The following is an 18,998-nucleotide window of genomic DNA, read 5'->3' as shown; positions in this document are numbered from 1 at the left end:
ATGTTGGGTGGGGCGGGTTTATGAGATTATGGGTTTTAGGCAATTATTGTTGGTGAAACCCGCCCCTATAATCCTCGATCGCAGCTTGGAACTTTTACAAAATTTTGCAATATTAAGAATTGGCTAGGGGCAGCACTAAACGAGCGACAATTAAATTGTTTTCTAACATTTCTATGGAAAAGTTTCCCCCCATTAAGCGTACCGCTCGCTGACAAATTAAGAGATTTTGGACGATCGACCTATTGGAACTAGAAACCGCTAATATATCGGGTTCGGAATCCCCGTTGAAGGCTGCAATGAAGTGTCGATCGCACGCGCCGCTATCGATTACAGACAATTCTAACAAATCTTCCCCCAACAACTGAGAGCGAATATCAATCTTGGCGCCAACAGCAGAGCGCCTGCAAGCCGTCGCCAGCAATTCGCACAGGATCAAATCGAGCTTGATGCTGTCGCCGCGAACACTCAAAGTCTGGCCCGCAGGCATCGACACAGCAGTTTCTCTGTGCACTTCCAGCAAGACTTTCGAGTGTTTGACCTGGGGGGCCGTTCGATCGAGCGATCGCCTCAGCCAAGCGCTCACAGGCACCGCATCTTGTCCGAATTGCAGCCGCCACTGTTCCTGTTTCAGCAGCAAATGAGTTGACCCCACAGCATTGCCAATGTGTCGCAAAACCTGTTGGTAGCGCAAAATTTTCAGAGCATCCTTTTGTTCCTTCGCCGACTGCAAAATCGACTGACTCAACTCCCCCAACTCCTTCACCCCCGCTCCCACAGTGCGGTAAAAGTCCTCAAAACGGCGCTGTTTGTACCAGTTGAGCAACTCCAGATCCAATCGCTGCGACTCCTGGATCGATTGCACCGCCAAATACCTGCGCCACCAAGCCAACTGAGACGCCATCGAGCTGAGTAAACTCACCGACAACTCCGACCACTGGCGGCCCGGAGCGTCTGCAGCCACCACAATGCCCGCCGGAGCGTGTTCAGGGGCCGTCTGCAGTGCCACCGTCAGAATCTCGCCAATTCCCGGACTGCGGAGCCACCGCTTCGTCGCCAGTTGCAGTTGGCTCGTGCTCTGTTGCAGCACCCCGCTAGCAGCCAGGGTTTGTTGGATCAAAGCATCTGTTTTGACAGGAATCACCGCCTCGGGATTGAGGGCAAATACGGGATTGGCAGCTAGCGCCGTCGCAATTGAACCTTCCTCCTCACCGGGATTCCAAGTAATTACGGCTACTAAAGGACAGGAAAGTGTCTCGGAAACGTGTTGAGCAAAGTTACGATCGAGCTTTTGTAGTGGCAACTCTGGGAACATCGTCGGTGAAGCAGCAAATATCTCTCGCTCAGATTGCTCATCAGGAGAATGGTGCAAAACCGCCAAACCCGATTTGAGCGATCGCTCAAATTGCTGATATTTGTCAATTGCCGAACTCTGCTGCCACGAGTGCAGGATCAATCCGAGTTGTTGGCTTACTAGCCGAACTAATTCTTGTTCAGATCGCCTCCAAGTGCGAGTTGCACTGTGCCCGACAACCAGCAAACCCTCGATAGATTTTCGATTGGCGATTTTCGATTTTAGATTCGGGTTTTCTCCCTCTTTCTTTTTCCCCCTCGTGCTCGATGCCAAAAGCGATCGCACCCCCGCTTCCCCCAACACATCCCGCCAAGCGCCCAACCGCCCATCTTCCTCCCAATTTTCAATAGCCAGAGGTTCGCTTTCTTGCAACAGCCCCACGTCAGCCACATCGAGGGCATTGAGTGGCGACGGCACTGGCCTGCGGTTGCGCGGCAGATTTTGGCAGACAATTTCAAAGCGATTTTGTTCTTCGCCGTACAGCAGCAACAAAAAGTATTCGCATTTGAGCCGATCGCACAACTGTTCGGCGGTATGTTTCAAAGTCGCCTCCCAGTCAGCATCGCTGTAGATGGCGTGAGCTATTCCAGCAGTTAAATCTCGATCGATCTCAGTTTGTTGAATTTTCTCCTCCATTTCCGACACAGGAGCCGTCAGAGCCACTAACTGCGCCACTCCCCGCAGATAATGCTTTTCATTGTCTTGCCAAATCCGGGGTTCGCTGGCTTCGACTGCCAAAAATCCCAACAATTCCCCTTCTGAAACAATCGGCGCAGCCAACAGAGAGCGAGCGCGGATTTGCTGCATCAACCGCCCCGTCAGCTCAGTTTTCAGAGAACTTTGAGATTCACCGATCCAAACCATTTCTTCCCTGCCCAAAGCCTGATAAAATTCGCCCAAGTCTTGAACGGTGATGCCCGAAGCCGCTCGGCCGGGCCCGCCCAAACCCGGAGCAACTTCGCGGTTGCTGACTCGGCGCCAAAAATAGCGCCGCTCTCGCTCGAACCAATAAACATTGGTGCGTGTCGGCTCGATAAATTCATGAGTTTGTTCGACAACCGCTTGCAAGTATTGGTCGAGCGATCGCAATTCCCCCAACTGCGAAATCAGCGCTAAAAGAGACTCATCTGGGTGTTTAACTTGTTGTCGCTGCCAGTCTTTTTCTATTTGATAAAGAGCAGTTGCCAGCGCTCCAAATACGATCGCCAACTGCGTTTTTTCCCCCGACTTGGGCGACGCTCCCCACACCTCAGTGCCGAGCAAAATCACGCCGTAGCAGCGGTCTTTGTAGCGCAGCGGAAACAGAGTCGTGCCTTGAATATTGAAAGTTTGAGCTGCTTTGCGCCATTCTCCGGCTCTACTTTCCGATCGCAAATCCGGGACTCCCACCGGCCGAAGCTGAATCACCACTTGTTCCAGCAAATCCCCTGGGCTGAGGGCAAACCGCTGTTTGAGAAAAGACTGGTCGCCGTTAGGAGTTATGCCGCCTTTCCCGAACAATCTGTGGGCCTGTCGATCGTACAACCCGATCCAAATCAACCGCCAGTCAAATTCCGCTTGCAAGTAGCCGAGTGTGGTCGAAAGTAACACTTCAACATTCTCCTCTTCTCGGAGAGTCTGGAGAACGCGCTCTAGGGTCGCGATTTGTTCGTCTAAATCCTTTGGTCTTTGCTGCTGCCCCATTTCCAAGCTTCCCCGCACCTTGTCTAATTTAAAATTACTAACTTAAATATTCACAAAAATAAAATGCCAAAGAGTCAACTTATAATATAATCGTCTCACTTATCCTTCAATCTCAAACATTGGATAAAGTCGATCGAAGTTGAAGTAACAACCTCACCTTCACTGCCTGCTCCTGAATATTTTTATTTCTCTTCTCCTTTCTAATTTGTAAATTGCCCCAGTACAAATCATTGGATATTTATCAATCAAGTGTACGCCCGCTGTTGTTTTCCGTATTGAAAACCGATGCCGAGTGGCTGCACAACCGCACTCTCCAAGTTCTCGAACTCGCAGCCCGAACTCAGTCAAACCCCGCAACCAGCCAAATGCTCTCCCGATTGCAGAAATCTTTGGGAGTCCAAGATTCTCGCCTCGAACAATCTTTGTGGGGACTGAGCTTTAACAATCCTGTCGGCTTAGCTGCGGGATTTGATAAAAACGGCGTAGCTGCTGACATTTGGGCAAATTTTGGCTTTGGTTTTGCCGAACTTGGCACTGTCACTTGTCAACCACAGCCGGGAAACCCCCAACCTCGCTTGTTTCGCTTGACGGAGGACAGTGCAGCCCTCAACCGCATGGGATTTAACAATCAAGGAGCCGCGGCAATGGCAGCCCGGTTTCAGGCAGCACAGAAAAAGTCCCCACTCGATGCCCAGCGCCCCATGCCTCAGTCTCCGTTCCCCTTGGGCATCAATCTCGGTAAATCTAAGGTAACACCGTTAGAGCAAGCAGCAGCCGACTATTTTGAGAGTTTTAAGCTGCTGAAAGATTGGGGCGACTATTTTGTAGTGAACGTTTCCTCTCCGAATACGCCTGGGTTGCGATCGCTCCAAGATGCTGCTGGGCTTAGCACAATTTTGGAAATTTTGCAACAAGAAAATCGGGGAATCAAGCCAATTTTAGTCAAGATTGCGCCGGATTTGGAGTCAGAGGCGATCGTATCTATCCTCGACTTAGCAAAAACTTACCAACTAGCAGGAATTATCGCCACCAATACCACCATCCGCCGCGACGGACTGAAAACACAAATCTTGCGAGAAACAGGCAAACCAATCGCCGAAGAAGCCGGGGGAATTAGCGGGCTTCCAGTGCGGGAGCGATCGACAGAAGTAATCCGATTTATCTGGCAATATACAAAAGGCGAATTGCCCATAATTGGAGTTGGTGGCATTTTCACCGCCGAAGATGCTTGGGAAAAAATAGCCGCCGGTGCGAGTTTAATTCAAGTTTACACCGGTTGGGTTTACGAAGGGCCTTGGATGGTGCGTCGGATTCTCCAAGGTTTGCTGCAAAAGTTGGACAAAAAAGGATTTAATTCGATTTCTGAGGCAGTAGGTTCGGAAAATATTAAGTAGCAGAGCCGGACACAACAATATTGTGTCTTTGGGGCGGATTTATAGCAACCGCCAAAACGGTTGATCTAAATAAAAGTTTGATATAGGGAATTGGGCGAAGCCCAGGGATGAGGCATGGAGTCCCATCCGATTGGGAAATGGGCAAGCCTGTACTATAAAAAGCACAGGCGAGAGATTAGGAATTGGATATTAAAACTTAAAGATTCATGGCACTCTGGCAGAATACCAGTCTTTATTACCAATAACCAATAATATCAATTCCGGTTACACTCCCTATGATGGAGAGTGGTTCGTGGGGAGTGGGGGAATGTGGAATTGTGCAACCTTGACTTGATCATTCCCATCCAACCGGAAACGATATAACCAATAGCCCAAAAATTTACTTAGGTTTAGAAAGTCCTGCCAGCGACCAAGTTAGACTCACCATCATTAAGCGTGCTAGAGCCTTCAAACCATCTTCACCGTGATTTTCAAATGCTTTAGACTCGGTTTGAGAATTATCATTTTCTGACAAGTCTTGAGTGGCTGCGGGTTTTTTCAACTCCGCTTTGTCACAAGATTCCTCAAGACTGACTTGTGACTGATGATTTTCTTTTTCTCTCATTTTATGAGTCACCTCCTTGAGTTATTGCATACATAACCCATACTACAAATATAAATTGTTTGTTTCCGGCATTTGGCTATCGAAGTTTTCTTGGATGGCGATCGTAATCAGCAACTGACGTGATACCCATCACTTAATTGTTATTTTTACTTACTAGCGATGTTTTCACAAATCTGCTACAGTTAATACCTAACAATCAATTTGACGCTCAGTAACATCAAATTGAAACTAAGCCTCGGGAAAATCAGAACAAACTAAGAAAAGAAAGGTGTAGAGCTGATGGGAATTTATCTCGATACTGCAATTGTAGCCGAAGCAAAAGAGGCGAGCAAGTTCGGCTGGCTTTCGGGAATTACTACTAATCCAACCCTCCTGGGAAAAAGCGATTTAGCTCCCGATGTGACGCTCACACAACTGGCAAAACTTATTCCGGGGGAAGTGTATTATCAGCTAACTGCATCTGATTTTGATGGCATGGTAGCAGAAGGAAAAGCGGCTTTTGAATTAATTGGACAGCAAACAGTGTTGAAAGTTCCAGCAACGGCGGCTGGTTTTCAAGCAGTAGCGCATTTGTCACCGGAAATTCCTTGCGCGGTGACAGCTATTTACAGCGCATCACAAGCAGTTGTCTCAGCAGAAGCGGGGGCCAAATATGCGATCGCCTACGTGAATCGCGCCACCAGATTGTTAGGAGACGGTTTTGCCTTAGTGCGGGATATGGCAAATGTGTTGCAGAGAAGTAATACTGAGATTTTGGCAGCTAGCATTAAATCGCCGGAAGAAGCGGTAAAAACTTTGTTAGCTGGCGCACATCATTTGACATTGCCTTTTGACGTGTTGCAGGCGATCGCAGTTCATGAATTATCGCAGCAAACTGTGGATGAATTTGCGAAAAACGGGCGAGGAATTTTTGGATAATACGCAATTTATGTGAAACTTGAAAATTACGAATTGGTAATGGGTAATTGATCGGGGTTTTGAATAATGTCAAATCCGGTACCATCGGAATTATTCATCCCTCTGTTCTATTCCTCTGCGTCGAGAGGGTCAAGAGCGGTTTAATCATTCTAATGCAACCGAAATTGATATGACTACTGATGCCAGTAAAAAACAATGCAACTGTAGACCCGTACTCCAAACCCATACAAAAGCAGTCATTACCAATTCTTAGATCTAAAATCTAAAATCTAAAATAGTATGACTATGGCATTCGCCAAATCTTAATAGTGCGATCGGGACTGCCGCTCACAAAAGTCTTGCTATCTCTGGCAATAGCAATCGAACTCACAAACTGACTGTGACCAGAAAGACTGCTTCTTTCTTTTCCCGTCTTCAAATCCCAAACTATGATATCTCCGCCCCCGCTGATCAAAGTGCGGCTGTCCGCGCTAAAGGCGATCGTCCTCACCCAGCTCGAATGCCCTTTAAAAGTGCGGGTGCGCTTCCCGTCTTGTACGTTCGACAAACGGATCGTATTGTCGGTGCTAGCACTAGCCACAATTTGCCCGTTCGGGCTAAAAGCCACAGCATTAACCGGGCCCCCGTGACCTGTGATAATTCTTCTGACTTCTCCGGTACCGAGATTCCACAAACGCACAGTCTTGTCCTGGCTGCCACTAGCGAGAGTGTTACCGTCCCGGCTCAAAGCGATCGCGTTTACTCCTCCGGCGTGGCCGCTCAAAGTCCGCAACCTGCTGCCGGTTCTGACATTCCACAAGCGAATAGTTTTGTCATCGCTGCCGCTAGCCAGAGTTTGACCGTCCCTGCTAAAAGCGATCGCATTGACGGCGGCTTTGTGAGCGGCAATCGTCCGCATCCGTCGCCCCGTCTTCAAATCCCAGAGAATCAAATTATTGTCGCCGCCGCCGCTGGCCAAAATCGAGCTGTTCGGGCTCACCGCCAGCGTGTTGACCGATTTTTTAGAATGTACCGAATTTAGAGTCCGCACCAGGCGTCCCGTCCTTACATTCCAAATTCTAATCGTCCCAAAGCTGGCGCTCACCAAAGTTTGACCGTCAGGCGACAGGGCGATCGCATTTACACTCCCGACATTATCCAAACTTTTTTGCAAAAAATGAGTGGTAGGTAAAGTAGAAAGCAGCCACACCGGGTTTGCCGGAAACACCCCGTAACGCAGCGAACCGTAGATTTGAGACGCGCCAATACCCACCATCAAAACAGCCGTGCCCGCCAGCAACTTATTTTTCCACCAATCCAAAGCCTCTTGCCCGGGCTTCTTCAATCCCGAATTTAGAGGTCTGAGGCGGTTCATGGCACTCTGCTTCGTCCCCACAGACGGCCCCGAAGTTCCGCGAATTTTAGTTTGCCCCGTCGTCGGCAACTGAGTCGGCACCTGAGTTTCTGCGTCGTCGAGATTAATTTCCTCCAAGCACTGCAAAACCATCTGGGGACTTTGAGGTCGATTGCCCGGAAAAGGCGCCATCAGGTAATCGATCACATTAGCCACGGCGTCGGAAACTTGAGGAGCTCCTTTGCGCCACATTAATCTGCCCGTGCGGGGATTTTCTGGAAACGCAGTCGGTGGCTTCCCAGTCAGCAAATAAACAAAAGTGCGCCCCAGAGCAAAAAAATCAGACTGCGGAACAGCCTTGCCATTAGTTTGTTCCGGCGGCGTGTAGCCAGGAGAAACAATACCAGTCACATTTTGCCCCTGGCCAACCTTAGCGAAATAAGTCCCCGACACTTCCCGAGCAGTCCCGAAGTCTATCAGCACTAACTGCCCGTTGGGCTTGCACATAATATTGTGCGGCTTGATATCCCGATGAAAATAGTTGAGTCGGTGAACTTGGTCTAAAATTTCCGACAGTTGTTTGAGCCAATTCAGAGCTTGTTCTTGACTGATGGGGCGGCCCCTATGTTTCAGCCAGTCTTGCAAATTGGCCCCAGCAATTTTCTCCATCACCAGACAGTGAAAAGACTCTGTGCTGTGAGCTGGCGTAAATGTAAAATAACCGTCGCGATCGACTTTAGGAATACCTGGATGTCTCAGCCTGACCAATACGTCGGCTTCTTGCTTAAAAAGTTCTACAGCTTTGGGATGGTCTTTGAGCAGGACTTTAAGCACTCTTCGGGCGCCGTTGTCGTCCACTTCAAATGTTCGGCCAAAGCCACCGCCTCCGAGAGGCGCGACTAGCCGATATCGACCTTGCAACAAAAGTTCAGACCCGCAGTGGATACACACGGATTTGCCAGAGTTGGCTGGATCGGAGGGATTCGGGCATTTGGGATTGAGGCAATAACTCACAGAAGCCACATAACCCTGATTGAGGTTGCTCTATCAAGTTTTACTTTGACACTGCTATACAAAACTTGGCTAAACTTATCTAAGCTTTACCATTCAACTAGAAGTATTTTCTAGAGGGTCTGATTCCTGCTTCTGCCAAGAGAGTCGGCTCTTACTTGTCCACAGGCGTAAATTCGGGTGGAGCAGCACCCTATTTTTGAAGTTTGTACAACTATTTATTATTGTGGAAGCTTTTAGCCATTGTTTAACCATTATTTTCAACCAATTTAACGAATCGTGGTATCCCGTTCGACCTTTTTATAGGCTGGTCAGTTTTAAATCGACCGTCGTTTACTGCTACACCAAACTTGGCCAAACTTATTTAAGCCTCACCATTCAATCAGAATTACTCCTGAAGGGTCTGTTTCCTGCTTCACCCAAGGGAGTCGGCTCTTTCTTGTCCACAGGCGTTAATTCGGGCGGAGCAACGCCCTAATTGAATTAATTTTAGTTGAAGCTTGTAGCCATTATTCATCCACTATTTTCAACCAATTTAACGAAACGCGGGCTCCCGTTCTACCTTGTGACAGGCTGGTCATTTTTGACTTGCACGCTCGGTTTACTCTCCCAGATAATTAAGCCTTTTTTTCGGCATTGATTTAATCATATCGCCCAGAATGTTAATCAGTCAAGTTAAGTATGACTAACTTTGGTGAACTTTTTGGCTATGCAAGTCCAACTCAGTTTTCAACTTATGACGATCGTAGCACACCTAGTAAAAGACTCATCAGCACCCTTGATTTAAATCTTGCAGCGTCTCTGAAGTCAAGGGAGGTTTTAGTCTCGCTTGACTTCAGCATTCCGTGTTTTTTTATAACCGGGAGCACTGCGATCTAACGATCGGGTTGAGGTCAAAGCTTTTGTTGTTTGTCATAGCCGATCGAGGTCACAAATCCCTGATCAGAGCACATAATGTACAAACAGACCAGAACTAATAACGAGAGAACAGCCACATTTCAATTGTACGATGATCGCAACCACCACTCTCGAAGAAAGAAGTGAGAGTGGGAGAGTGGGCGAGTGAGGGAGTGAAAAAATCGGCCTTCTTCCCTCTTCCCTCTTCCCTCTTCCTTCAGCAGAAGAAAGCCTTTTAAACAAGTCCCTCAATTACCGGATGGAAGTAGAACGCCAGCGCCAAAACCGTATAAGCTGCCAACAGCAAAGTACCTTCTAGCCAGTTAGAGTTGCCGTCAGAACTGATAGAATTGGCGATCAGCACCGACACCGCAACCGCTACAAGTTCAAACGGGTTGAAATTCAAGTCCATCGGTTTGCCCAAGACAAAACCTGCCAAAACCAACACCGGGGCAACAAACAAAGCAATTTGCAAACTGGAACCCACGGCCACAGAAACCGACAAATCCATTTTATTTTTCATCGCCACCGTCACCGCCGTCGTATGTTCGGCAGCATTGCCAATAATCGGCACTAAAATCACCCCGGTAAACAGTGATGTCAGCCCCAAACGCGCCGTCGCTTCTTCCAGAGTACCCACCAACAGTTCCGACTCGACAGCTACCATCAGGGTACAGGCCAACAACACCCCAATCCACAGCGGCAGATTGACTTTGTGGTCAGGACTGTCTGGTGCTAAGTTATTTTCGGCTAAATCTTCCAGCATTTCTATTTCTGCCACCCCTGCATCGTACAGATAACTGTGGGTTTTCATCGAAAACAGCAGCGTCAGCACGTAGACGACAATCAGGACTATAGCAACAGCGCTAGAGAGGTTCTGCATAGTTGCCGGAGGGATGCCAATAGAGGTGGCATTAACTGCAGTTGGCACCAAAATGGCAATCACGGCTAAGTTCATCGCTGAAGCATTCAAGCGGGCGACTGTCGGCTGAAAATCTTGTTCTTTGTAACGCAAGCCGCCCAGCAGCATCGCCAATCCCATCACCAGCAAAAGGTTACTCATAATTGAACCGGTGATGCTGGCTTTGACAACATCTATTAGTCCGGCGTTGAGGGCGACGATGCCGATAATCAGTTCCGTGGCATTTCCGAAGGTAGCGTTCAGCAAACCCCCCAAGTTGGCACCGAGGACGACGGCGATTTCTTCGGTGGCCGTCCCCATCCAGGCGGCTAGAGGGATGATGGCTAAAGCCGAGGTGACGAAGATTGTGGAGGATTCCCAGCCGAGAAAGTGTCCGGCGATGGAAACTGGGATAAATAACAGCAGGCTGGAAATTATTGTATTTGTGTTTAGCATTTAGATTCTCAAAAGCTGCCAACCGTCAATCATAGCCTGCCACAAAGTTTAAGAAAGGGGGAGGGTTCGATATTTGGGTGTGGGCTTAAAGCTGGGGGTGGGCGATCCTCTTCGAGGGCTTCGCTAACGGGCGATCGCTGCATTGCCGCTTTCACGGATGTGACAAACTAAGAGAGCGATTTGTTTAGCCGATCGGTTCAATGGATTTTTGTATTCGATTAGCTTCCTTAGAAGACATTCCTAAGTTAACAACTTTAATTCCTGATTCTGCTAGAGCTTGTGCCTGCAAGCTACTATAGTTCAGAGCAGATTGAAGGCGCACTGGGCACAGTTTTTGGGGTTGATACTCAACTGATTCTAGACCAAACATACTTTGTTCCTGAGAACAATCACCAAATTGTTGGTTGCGGTGGTTGGAGTAAGCGTAAAACGCTTTATGGAGGTGATTCAGGCAAAAATAATCCAGAAGAGGGCCTGCTCAACCCAGACAGCGACTCGGCAAAGATTCGTGCATTCTTTATTCATCCAGCATGGGCACGTCGAGGAATTGGAAGTCAGATTATGCGAGTATGTGAAATGGCTGCTGAGCGTGCTGGATTTAAGCAAGTTGAGATGATTGCGACGCTGGCGGGAGAGCCATTTTACACAAAATTTGACTATCAGGTGATTGAGCGGTTTGAAATTTCTCTCCCAAACAGTCAGTTCCTCCCCGTTGTCCGTATGTTTAAGAGCTTTGGGCGCAGCCCGTAAAAAATGAGACCTAATAAAATCTGTTTCGGTTAAATGCGATCGTAAAGCAATGAGATGACAAAGAAAGCAAATAATTATCAGCCATGTCAATAAAAGTAGGTTTTTTCAAAGTAGAAGTCGTCCCGCACGATCCAAATTGGCGCAGCGCCTTTGAAACTGAGTCGAAACTGATTGCACTTGCACTTAGGGACAATGTGGTTGCTATACATCATATTGGTAGCACAGCCATTCCACAAATTCATGCAAAGCCGATCATCGATATGTTAGTTGAGGTTAAAGATATTACTAAAGTTGATGTACAGAGTTCAGCAGTTGAGGCATTAGGTTATGAAGCAATGGGTGAGTTTGGGATATCGGGCAGTCGTTTTTTTCGCAAGGGTAATGAAGCAGGGATTAGAACACACCACGTTCACGGGTTTGAAGTGAACTCAGCGCAGATAGAGCGGCATTTAGCGTTTCGAGATTATATGATTTCCCATCCTGAAGACGCGCAGCAATACAGCGAACTAAAGAGAAAACTTGCCCAAAAATACCCTGATAATATTCAAGGGTACATGGACGGAAAAGATGGTTTCATTAAAGCAATGGATCTGAAGGCGGCTAATACCAATTTTTTATGAGGCCCCGTAGAATCCGATCACCCTGGCGCCCCCCGCGTCCGGGGGGGGGACAAGAGTCCGATCTTTCGTCCCCCGACTATCAGGGAGATGCGAGGGGGATAGAGATATGTGCAACTTCACATTAAATTGGTATTAGAGACTACTAAATAATTATAAAAAATGCAAATGTCCTGACAAAGAATTAGCACAACATTTTTATTTAAATAAAAAGATAATTTAATCTAGATTGTCTGATTTGGCAGAGTCGGGTTTTCCTATCCATTTGACTAATACTGCTGTGAGTCAGGTGGAAGAAGTGACACGGAACCAGACAACGGGATTAACTACTTATGATTCTAAGGGTAGAGAAAGGGTGAATACAGCCCCTTGACCGGGTTTACTACTGGCTGTAATACTGCCTCCATGCGCTTCAATAATGCGTCTGGCAATCGCTAGACCCAGACCAACCCCATTCTTACTAGAGCGGCTCGTGGTGTAAAACTGTTCAAAAATGCGAGGTAAATCGGTTTCAGGAATGCCGCTTCCCTGGTCTCGAATTGAAATCAGAGCCTGTTGCTTGTTGCCAGAGGCAGCAATGAAAATACGAGCATTGGGGGTAGAGTATTTAATCGCATTGTCTAAGAGATTCAAAAAAGCCTGTAATAAGCGTTCCGAATCGCCCATAATCCGAAGGTCAGCAACATCAACTTCTACAGTCACGTTTTTAGCCTGCATACGAACTTCCATTGCTCTAATCGCACGGCTGATGACACTTTCTAAGGGAATGGCTTGGATTTCTAATAGCGTGACACCCGCTTCTAAGCGTCCTAAATCAAGCAAATCGTGAATCAAGCCCGAAAGCCGCTTCGTCTCCTCTTTGATGGTTTGAAAGAAGCGATCGCGCAACTCCAGCTCATCCACAGCGCCACGCTCCAGCGCATCAATGGTGACCTGAACATTACTCACAGGGGTCCGCAGTTCATGGGAAACATTCGCTAGGAAGGCTCTGCGTTCGTTGTCCAACGATTTCAACCGTTCACTCATACGATTCAGTTCCGTTGCGAGTTGGTCTAGTTCATTGCTTTGACGAATCAGGAGTTTGTCATCAAACTGTCCTCTACCCACGCGAATCGCAAAGTTTCGCATCACCTCAATGGGTTTAGAGAGACTCCGGGCTAATCGATCGCTGACCAAGGTACAGAGAAGAATGGTAATGCCAAGGGCGGCTAAAATTGTCCAGATCACCCTTACAAACTGTTTCTGAAACTGTTCTAAAGTAATCGAGATGCGTAATATCCCCAACATCTGACCGTTGCGAGTCATCGGTTTGACAATATAGAGGCGATCCTCCGTTGATAAAACCCCTTTAGCCATGCCCTGCACCGAATGACCGTGTAGTGCTTCTGAAATGCCAGGTATCGGCAGCCAATTGGTGATTTGTCGATCTGTTTGAGGGTTAGAGGTGGCTAGCAGCGAACCTTGGGCATCAAAGACACGGAGTGCGATATTGGCGGGTGCCCCATAGCGCCGAACAATGATCTGCACCCGTTGCGTATCTTTTTCTTCGAGGGCATCTGCAACGCTCTCGCTCAGTGCTGTTGCCCAGTTTTCTAAATCTGTCTGACGAGACTGCATGAAAAAGGCATAAAACGTCCATAGGATGTAACCAGACATAAGCGAGGTTCCTAAGACGATCAGGAGCAGGTAGGTAGCCAAGAGCTTCGTGTGGATTGAATTCCACCGAAGAGATGCTAACCATCTGCTCGGGAAGGAGTCTTGGGCAAAAAGTTTCATCGGCTCAAAAATGGCTGGGATAAATGGTGTATCCGTTGCAAGTGGTCATAACCTAGCGCCATTGGTCACGGATTGAGCCAACCGAGCTATCAAACCCTTGAAGGATGCCTTAATCGCTTTTAAGTAGATTCCGCATGATGGCGGCGCAGCAAAGCTTTAATCCGTGCGAGCAATTCCTGCGTATTGAAGGGTTTGGTCACATAATCATCTGCCCCTGCCTCTAAGCCCAACACTTTATCCATATCTTGGTCTTTAGCCGTTAGCATCAGTATAGGCACATTAGAAAAAGCCCGGATACGCCAACACACTTCCATCCCATCAACTTCTGGCATCATCAGATCGAGCAGAATGATATCGGGTACTTGCTTGTGGAATTGTTTGATCGCGCTGTGTCCATCTGGTGCTGTAGTGACCTCATAGCCTTCCTTTCTCAGTGAGTAAGCAAGGCTTTCACAGAGTGGGGCTTCGTCGTCTACCAACAAAAGATGCGGCATGAGTATAAATAGTTACATTTCATATGGAGTATCTCAAAGGCAGGATTAACCGACATCTACCTTGAGAGGTAAATCGTCTTGGTTCCGCTCAGGTTTTGCTGCTTACAAATACTAGGCAGCAAAACGATGGACAGTTACGAGCGGTTATACCAATTTAATGTGAAGTTGCACATATCTCGATCCCCCTCGCATCTCCCTGATAGTAGGGGGACGAAAGATCGGACTCTTGTCCCCCCGCGTCCGGGGGGCGCCAGGGTGATCGGATTCTACGGGGCCTCATAAAAAATTGGTAGAAGTGGCGATCGTCTCATTAAATTTATGAGATTGGAAGTGGCAATTATTGATGTTAAGCCTAATATGACTGGAGCAACATAACCCATGAGTGATATCGGTCTCACACACATCGCACTGCCCGTTTCTGATGTCGATCGCAGTATTGAATTCTACTCCAAGTATGCTGGAATGCAAGTAGTTCACCGCCGCATCGATGCAGAAGCTGGTGTTACTGTAGTCTGGCTTTCCGATCGCACTCGCCCTTTTGTAATTGTGCTAATTCAAACCAACTCCGTACATCCGGTTTTGTCTCCCTTTGCACACCTGGGAGTAGGTTGCAAAAGCCGCGAATACATGGATTCTCTCTGCGACAAAGCACGTCAAGAAGGCGTGCTGCTTGAAGAACCAAAAGATTCTGGATATCCGATCGGCTACTGGGCTTTTTTGCGAGACCCAGACGGTCACACGCTGGAACTATCCTACGGGCAAGAAATCGGATTTACAGTGGAGGATGCTACTTAAAGTTATAATAAACAAATCGCCCTCCAAACCCGATCGTTTCTCATCTGGAAATAGACTGGAGAATCAAATGACTGCAGCAATCATCGCACCACCCAAAAAAGAATCACCCCTTCTGTTTGAGGGACTGACTTGGAGAGAGTTCAAAGCAGTTGAGCAATTATTAGACCGTCCAGGATATCGACTTTCTTTCCTGGAGGGAGTTTTGGAGATTAAAGTAATGCCTGGAGAACCCCACGAAACCGTTAAAGAAAGAATTGGTGCATTGTTGGAGCTTTATTTGCTGATGGCGGGGTTTGACTTTACTCCAACTGGCTCGATGACTCTGGAAAGTGAAACGGGAAAAGTCAAGCGAGAGGCCGATAAATCTTATAAACTTGCTCCTGGTCGCAGGCTACCCGATTTGGCGATCGAGGTCGTGTTTTCCAGTGGTGGCATTAACCAACTGGAGGCATACAAGCGGCTGAAGATAAAGGAAGTGTGGTTCTGGGAAGATGGATTGTTAGAGGTTTATCACCTCCGGGGAGAGGGCAATACACTTGATTATGAAAAGGTTTCCAGTAGTGAGGAGGTGAAAGGGATCGATTTGGATTTGTTGTTGCGTTGCATCAATATGGTGAATCATGTTGATGCAGTTAAGACTTTTCAACAGGCACTCCAGAAATAGCTGGGAATAGGGGATTGCGCCTCCTTTTACCACCTTTGTTGACCGAAAGCATCCAGGATACAAGCCCCCGGATTCATCCGTGGAGAAATAAAAAACCTGTATCCGAGAAACTTGCCCCCCGAATTTATCCGTGGGGTCAATGCTTCAACCTAAAATCTAAAATCTAAAATCTAAAATCCATTGACATCTCAATATCCGCAAAAAGCAATGGGGAATGGCAATGACGCAAGTTGTAATTGTGGGATCGGGGCCAACAGGTGCGGCACTTGCCTTGCTGCTGGTGAAACGAGGTATTGCTGTAACGTTGGTTGAGGCTGCAAAAGATTCCTACCGAGTGTTTCGCGGTGAAGCGTTAATGCCCAGCGGATTGGATGCGATCGCCCAAATGGGCTTATCCACTATGCTAGAAGGTGTTCCACACCGACAAATTGATGCCTGGGAGTTCGTTGTGGGCGATCGACAACTATTTCGAGTTGATGAGCCAATGGGGTCAAATCGACCTTGTACGCTAGTTTCTCAACCGCCTTTGCTAGAAACACTAATTGTAGAAGCTCAATTGCATCCAGAGTTTGAATTTATCTCAGGTGTGCCGGTCAAAGATTTACTCTACAGCAACGATCGCATTGCGGGTGTAAAGCTAGGAGATGGGCGAGAGATTCCTGCTGCACTTGTCATTGGTACAGATGGTAGAAACTCGGTTGTACGACAGCGTGCAGAATTAGAGTTAGTAAAACAGCAGAATAGTATAGATGTTCTGTGGTTTAAACTTGCCGCTCATCCTCGGTTTGTGGCGGATAATGTATTTTATTCCATCCTGAATGGCGGTAGCGGATTCAGTGTGTTTCATGGGGCAGAATCAGGAAAACTTCATCTGGCTTGGGTGCTATCTGCCGATGACAAAACTGATTGGAAACACACAGACTGGGCAGAAACTTTCGCATCGCTATCTCCTGCGTGGATGGCAGAACATTTCCGCAACTGTGCCGATACGATCGAATCTCCGATGCGATTATCTGTTGTGGTTGGTCGCTGTCCGCGCTGGTATCGACCAGGAATCATACTTTTGGGGGATGCGGCACATCCCATGTCTCCGGTTCGCGCTCAAGGAATTAACATGGCTTTGCGCGATGTCATTGTTGCCGCCAATCACCTTGTACCTTTATTGAAAGCAGGGGCTAATTGCGAGGATATTGACTTAGCATTATCGCGGATTCAGGCAGAACGCGAACCAGAAATTATTCGCGCCCAACAACTTCAAGCACAAGAAGCGTGGAAAGGTGAACAACTGCGAAAAAATGGATTATTGCGTTTGTTGATGATGCAAGCTGCTCCGTTTTTGGGTGAAAAAATTAAACAATTTTGGGTGAAAGGACAGTATGAATTGCGCCAAGGAGTAACGCAGGTAAAATTGGTTGTGTAAAAAGAGGAAATTCAAATTTAGGAGAAGATTTTATGCGATCGACAACTATCAAAGGACCGATCGGCAATATTCACATCATCGAAGCCAGCCCCCCTGTCACCGCTGGGGAATCCGAGGCGCTGCCGGTGGTGTTCGTGCACGGTATGACGGTTTCTGCGAGCATCTGGGAGGCGCAGCTTGCCAATTTAGCGCGTACCCGACGGGCGATCGCCCTGGATATGCGGGGACACGGTGATTCCGCGCCGCCGGAGGACGGCAACTATGCGCCCGCCTCCTGTGCAGCGGATGTTTTCGCGGTACTGGATGGGCTGGGACTCGATCGAGTGGCGATCGTCGGGCACAGTTTCGGTGCTTGTATTGCCCTCGCCACAGCAGCCGCTGCACCGCACCGCATCGCGCAGTTGATCCTCGCAGATCCACCTGGAGATTTTACCAGAGTCCCCGCAGATGTGCACGAGGCAAGGATCGCCCCCTACCAGAGGGCTCTGGAGACGGAGGATTGGCGGGATGCTGTGGAAACCAGCTTCAACGAGGCGCTGACAGGAAGCAGGGCCCAGACGTGCGATCGGATACTCGCTTGCTTGGCCGCGACTCCACAGGATTGCTTGTCTGGAATGTCTCGCGGGATGTTTGCCTTTGAAGCAGTTGATGCTCTCGATCGCTACCTAGCAGCCCCTGGAACGCGGGCCCACGCCATTATTGCTCCCTCAAACACTTTTCCGTTCAGCCTCCACATCCTCCGTCCCACACTGACGACAAGTACGATCGCCGATACTGGACACTGGCTGATGCTGGATGCGCCGGAGGCCTTTGCTAGGGAACTTGATATCTGTTTGGAAGGTGTTTAATATAGATGACAAAAGCTGTTAGTTTTACCACAATTCATCGAGGGTTAAGTTGTGGGGGTTTTTGAGGATGAAGGCGTTGTTGTCTTTGATTAAGTCACCGCTACAGAGAATCGGTAAGCGTTCTTGATAAGCTTTAATCGCCAGGATATAATCTTTGTCTGCGAGTGAAGTTTGAATTTTCCGCAATTTGTCAGCAATGACGCCTATTAAGGTTATTTCGCCACTTAATTTGTCGGTGTTGGGAGTGTGAATTTGCATAACAATTCCCTGAATAATCGTGTTGGGAATGCTGGTAAGCAGTTCGGTTAAAATTTCAAATTGAGGGCGATTTTCTGCGTTTTCTAGGGTTTGGATTGCCTCGCGGATGCGGGCTGCATAATCTCCCAGGTTTTCCCGGTTAGGTAGCAATATTTCAAATTCTTCTGCATCGGCTGTTGGTTTGTGCCAAAGTGTGGCATTATCTAAAAAAGGTTGGTCTTCATGCCAGCCGTGAGTTTGTAAGTAATTTCTCAGTTGATTTAGCTTGATTGTTTCGAGAGTTTGGCTATCTTTTACGGTGACTTTCATGGTTGAAATCCTGGGCTAATTCGCTCCATAATTGACTGAAGGGCGGCGACTGTAAATTGGTTGGTTCTGGGGATGACTACGTTGACAGTGCTTGTGTTTTGTGTTTTTGGCTCTCCCCGCAGGGATATCCAATATCCGCAGCCTCTGATGCAGAGTTCTGTTTCGGACTGGGTTAACCAGTCTTCGGGTGTTTCTGGAATTAAAACGACAACTAAAATTCGGGGAATGGCGAAGTCATCCATTCTTAAGTCGTCGTAGTTTTTGAGCTTGAGGGGGTAGCGGATAAAGTGATTGTCTTGGATATCTCTTGATGTAGATTTTAACTGCAATTCTAAGCGAGGTGCTCTAATGGGGCCTGTCCCGCCTTTCGCAGCTACTCCCCAGTCTACGCTGTCATCGTCTACGAATGGTTTGTAGAGGGAATAACCGGCAACGGTGGTGACAGCTTGCAGGTAGATGTTGCTGAATTGTTCTTTTTGTTGGTTGATGTCCACTTCAATGTTTTGGCGATTAAATCTA

The 18,998-nt window shown here is 47.9% G+C and carries 16 protein-coding genes; 8 read left to right on the top strand and 8 right to left on the bottom strand.

Annotated elements, in window-relative coordinates; translation table 11 throughout:
* Positions 1–112 precede the first annotated feature (112 nt).
* Positions 113–3,034 carry a GAF domain-containing protein gene (locus tag QUA90_RS06155; protein ID WP_333444400.1) on the bottom strand — a complete coding sequence of 974 codons (2,922 nt, stop codon included), beginning with the start codon at positions 3,032–3,034 and terminating at the stop codon, positions 113–115.
* A 230-nt stretch (positions 3,035–3,264) separates the two neighbouring features.
* Here QUA90_RS06155 and QUA90_RS06150 point away from each other — a divergent pair, with 230 nt between their 5' ends.
* The gene (locus tag QUA90_RS06150) at positions 3,265–4,428 is read left to right on the top strand and encodes a quinone-dependent dihydroorotate dehydrogenase (protein ID WP_333444398.1); all 1,164 of its coding nucleotides are present in this window, start codon (positions 3,265–3,267) and stop codon (positions 4,426–4,428) included.
* Between the two features lie 379 nt (positions 4,429–4,807).
* On the opposite strand, the gene QUA90_RS06145 is transcribed toward QUA90_RS06150, so the two are convergent.
* Entirely contained in the window at positions 4,808–5,032 is a 225-nt protein-coding gene (locus QUA90_RS06145) for a hypothetical protein (RefSeq protein WP_333444396.1), read from the bottom strand.
* Positions 5,033–5,311: 279 nt separating this feature from the next.
* Here QUA90_RS06145 and QUA90_RS06140 point away from each other — a divergent pair, with 279 nt between their 5' ends.
* Entirely contained in the window at positions 5,312–5,950 is a 639-nt protein-coding gene (locus QUA90_RS06140; protein WP_333329397.1) for a transaldolase family protein, read from the top strand.
* A 283-nt stretch (positions 5,951–6,233) separates the two neighbouring features.
* Here the strand turns inward: QUA90_RS06140 and QUA90_RS06135 are convergent, their stop codons facing one another.
* On the bottom strand, positions 6,234–8,306 hold the full coding sequence (locus QUA90_RS06135) for a serine/threonine-protein kinase (RefSeq protein WP_333329394.1): 2,073 nt from the start codon (positions 8,304–8,306) through the stop codon (positions 6,234–6,236).
* 1,120 nt (positions 8,307–9,426) lie between these two features.
* A complete protein-coding gene (cax, locus tag QUA90_RS06130) occupies positions 9,427–10,548 on the bottom strand; it encodes a calcium/proton exchanger (protein ID WP_333444394.1) in 1,122 nt (373 codons plus the stop codon).
* A 279-nt stretch (positions 10,549–10,827) separates the two neighbouring features.
* Here cax and QUA90_RS06125 point away from each other — a divergent pair, with 279 nt between their 5' ends.
* A complete protein-coding gene (locus QUA90_RS06125) occupies positions 10,828–11,298 on the top strand; it encodes a GNAT family N-acetyltransferase (protein WP_333444392.1) in 471 nt (156 codons plus the stop codon).
* Between the two features lie 83 nt (positions 11,299–11,381).
* On the top strand, positions 11,382–11,918 hold the full coding sequence (locus tag QUA90_RS06120) for a GrpB family protein (protein ID WP_333444390.1): 537 nt from the start codon (positions 11,382–11,384) through the stop codon (positions 11,916–11,918).
* A 327-nt stretch (positions 11,919–12,245) separates the two neighbouring features.
* On the opposite strand, the gene QUA90_RS06115 is transcribed toward QUA90_RS06120, so the two are convergent.
* Positions 12,246–13,571, bottom strand: a complete 1,326-nt coding sequence (locus QUA90_RS06115; protein ID WP_333444388.1) for a HAMP domain-containing sensor histidine kinase — start codon at positions 13,569–13,571, stop codon at positions 12,246–12,248.
* 239 nt (positions 13,572–13,810) lie between these two features.
* The gene (locus QUA90_RS06110) at positions 13,811–14,185 is read right to left on the bottom strand and encodes a response regulator (protein ID WP_190659809.1); all 375 of its coding nucleotides are present in this window, start codon (positions 14,183–14,185) and stop codon (positions 13,811–13,813) included.
* Positions 14,186–14,563: 378 nt separating this feature from the next.
* Between QUA90_RS06110 and QUA90_RS06105 the strand changes: the two genes are divergently transcribed.
* The 4 genes from QUA90_RS06105 (at position 14,564) to QUA90_RS06090 (ending at position 17,912) form a co-directional block, all read left to right on the top strand.
* Positions 14,564–14,980: a VOC family protein gene (locus QUA90_RS06105; protein WP_333444385.1), complete on the top strand. Its 417-nt coding sequence runs from the start codon at positions 14,564–14,566 to the stop codon at positions 14,978–14,980.
* A 67-nt stretch (positions 14,981–15,047) separates the two neighbouring features.
* Positions 15,048–15,644, top strand: coding sequence for a Uma2 family endonuclease (locus QUA90_RS06100; protein ID WP_333444383.1), 597 nt, complete (start codon positions 15,048–15,050; stop codon positions 15,642–15,644).
* 220 nt (positions 15,645–15,864) lie between these two features.
* The gene (locus QUA90_RS06095) at positions 15,865–17,064 is read left to right on the top strand and encodes an FAD-dependent monooxygenase (RefSeq protein ID WP_333444381.1); all 1,200 of its coding nucleotides are present in this window, start codon (positions 15,865–15,867) and stop codon (positions 17,062–17,064) included.
* Between the two features lie 32 nt (positions 17,065–17,096).
* Positions 17,097–17,912 carry an alpha/beta hydrolase gene (locus QUA90_RS06090; RefSeq protein WP_333444379.1) on the top strand — a complete coding sequence of 272 codons (816 nt, stop codon included), beginning with the start codon at positions 17,097–17,099 and terminating at the stop codon, positions 17,910–17,912.
* A gap of 24 nt (positions 17,913–17,936) precedes the next feature.
* Here QUA90_RS06090 and QUA90_RS06085 read toward each other — a convergent pair whose 3' ends face one another.
* Together QUA90_RS06085 and QUA90_RS06080 are read right to left on the bottom strand one after the other, a co-directional pair.
* Positions 17,937–18,479 carry a hypothetical protein gene (locus QUA90_RS06085; RefSeq protein WP_333444378.1) on the bottom strand — a complete coding sequence of 181 codons (543 nt, stop codon included), beginning with the start codon at positions 18,477–18,479 and terminating at the stop codon, positions 17,937–17,939.
* On the bottom strand, positions 18,476–18,973 hold the full coding sequence (locus QUA90_RS06080) for a DUF4365 domain-containing protein (RefSeq protein ID WP_333444376.1): 498 nt from the start codon (positions 18,971–18,973) through the stop codon (positions 18,476–18,478). The genes QUA90_RS06085 and QUA90_RS06080 overlap by 4 nt, the downstream gene beginning before the upstream one ends.
* Positions 18,974–18,998: the final 25 nt, after the last annotated feature.

The sequence above is a fragment of the Microcoleus sp. D3_18_C4 genome, assembly GCF_036702355.1.
Lineage (GTDB): Bacteria > Cyanobacteriota > Cyanobacteriia > Cyanobacteriales > Microcoleaceae > Microcoleus.
The sequence above is the reverse complement of the archived record's forward strand: the minus strand, read 5'-3'. Positions and strand labels throughout refer to the sequence as shown.

Bases quoted from the DNA above. Each gene is read 5' to 3' on its own strand.
- QUA90_RS06120 (WP_333444390.1), top strand. From the start codon at position 11,382: ATGTCAATAAAAGTAGGTTTTTTCAAAGTAGAAGTCGTCCCGCACGAT.
- QUA90_RS06145 (WP_333444396.1), bottom strand. From the start codon at position 5,032: ATGAGAGAAAAAGAAAATCATCAGTCACAAGTCAGTCTTGAGGAATCT.
- QUA90_RS06100 (WP_333444383.1), top strand. From the start codon at position 15,048: ATGACTGCAGCAATCATCGCACCACCCAAAAAAGAATCACCCCTTCTG.
- QUA90_RS06140 (WP_333329397.1), top strand. From the start codon at position 5,312: ATGGGAATTTATCTCGATACTGCAATTGTAGCCGAAGCAAAAGAGGCG.
- QUA90_RS06110 (WP_190659809.1), bottom strand. From the start codon at position 14,185: ATGCCGCATCTTTTGTTGGTAGACGACGAAGCCCCACTCTGTGAAAGC.
- cax (WP_333444394.1), bottom strand. From the start codon at position 10,548: ATGCTAAACACAAATACAATAATTTCCAGCCTGCTGTTATTTATCCCA.
- QUA90_RS06090 (WP_333444379.1), top strand. From the start codon at position 17,097: ATGCGATCGACAACTATCAAAGGACCGATCGGCAATATTCACATCATC.
- QUA90_RS06085 (WP_333444378.1), bottom strand. From the start codon at position 18,479: ATGAAAGTCACCGTAAAAGATAGCCAAACTCTCGAAACAATCAAGCTA.
- QUA90_RS06095 (WP_333444381.1), top strand. From the start codon at position 15,865: ATGACGCAAGTTGTAATTGTGGGATCGGGGCCAACAGGTGCGGCACTT.
- QUA90_RS06115 (WP_333444388.1), bottom strand. From the start codon at position 13,571: ATGTCTGGTTACATCCTATGGACGTTTTATGCCTTTTTCATGCAGTCT.
- QUA90_RS06105 (WP_333444385.1), top strand. From the start codon at position 14,564: ATGAGTGATATCGGTCTCACACACATCGCACTGCCCGTTTCTGATGTC.
- QUA90_RS06155 (WP_333444400.1), bottom strand. From the start codon at position 3,034: ATGGGGCAGCAGCAAAGACCAAAGGATTTAGACGAACAAATCGCGACC.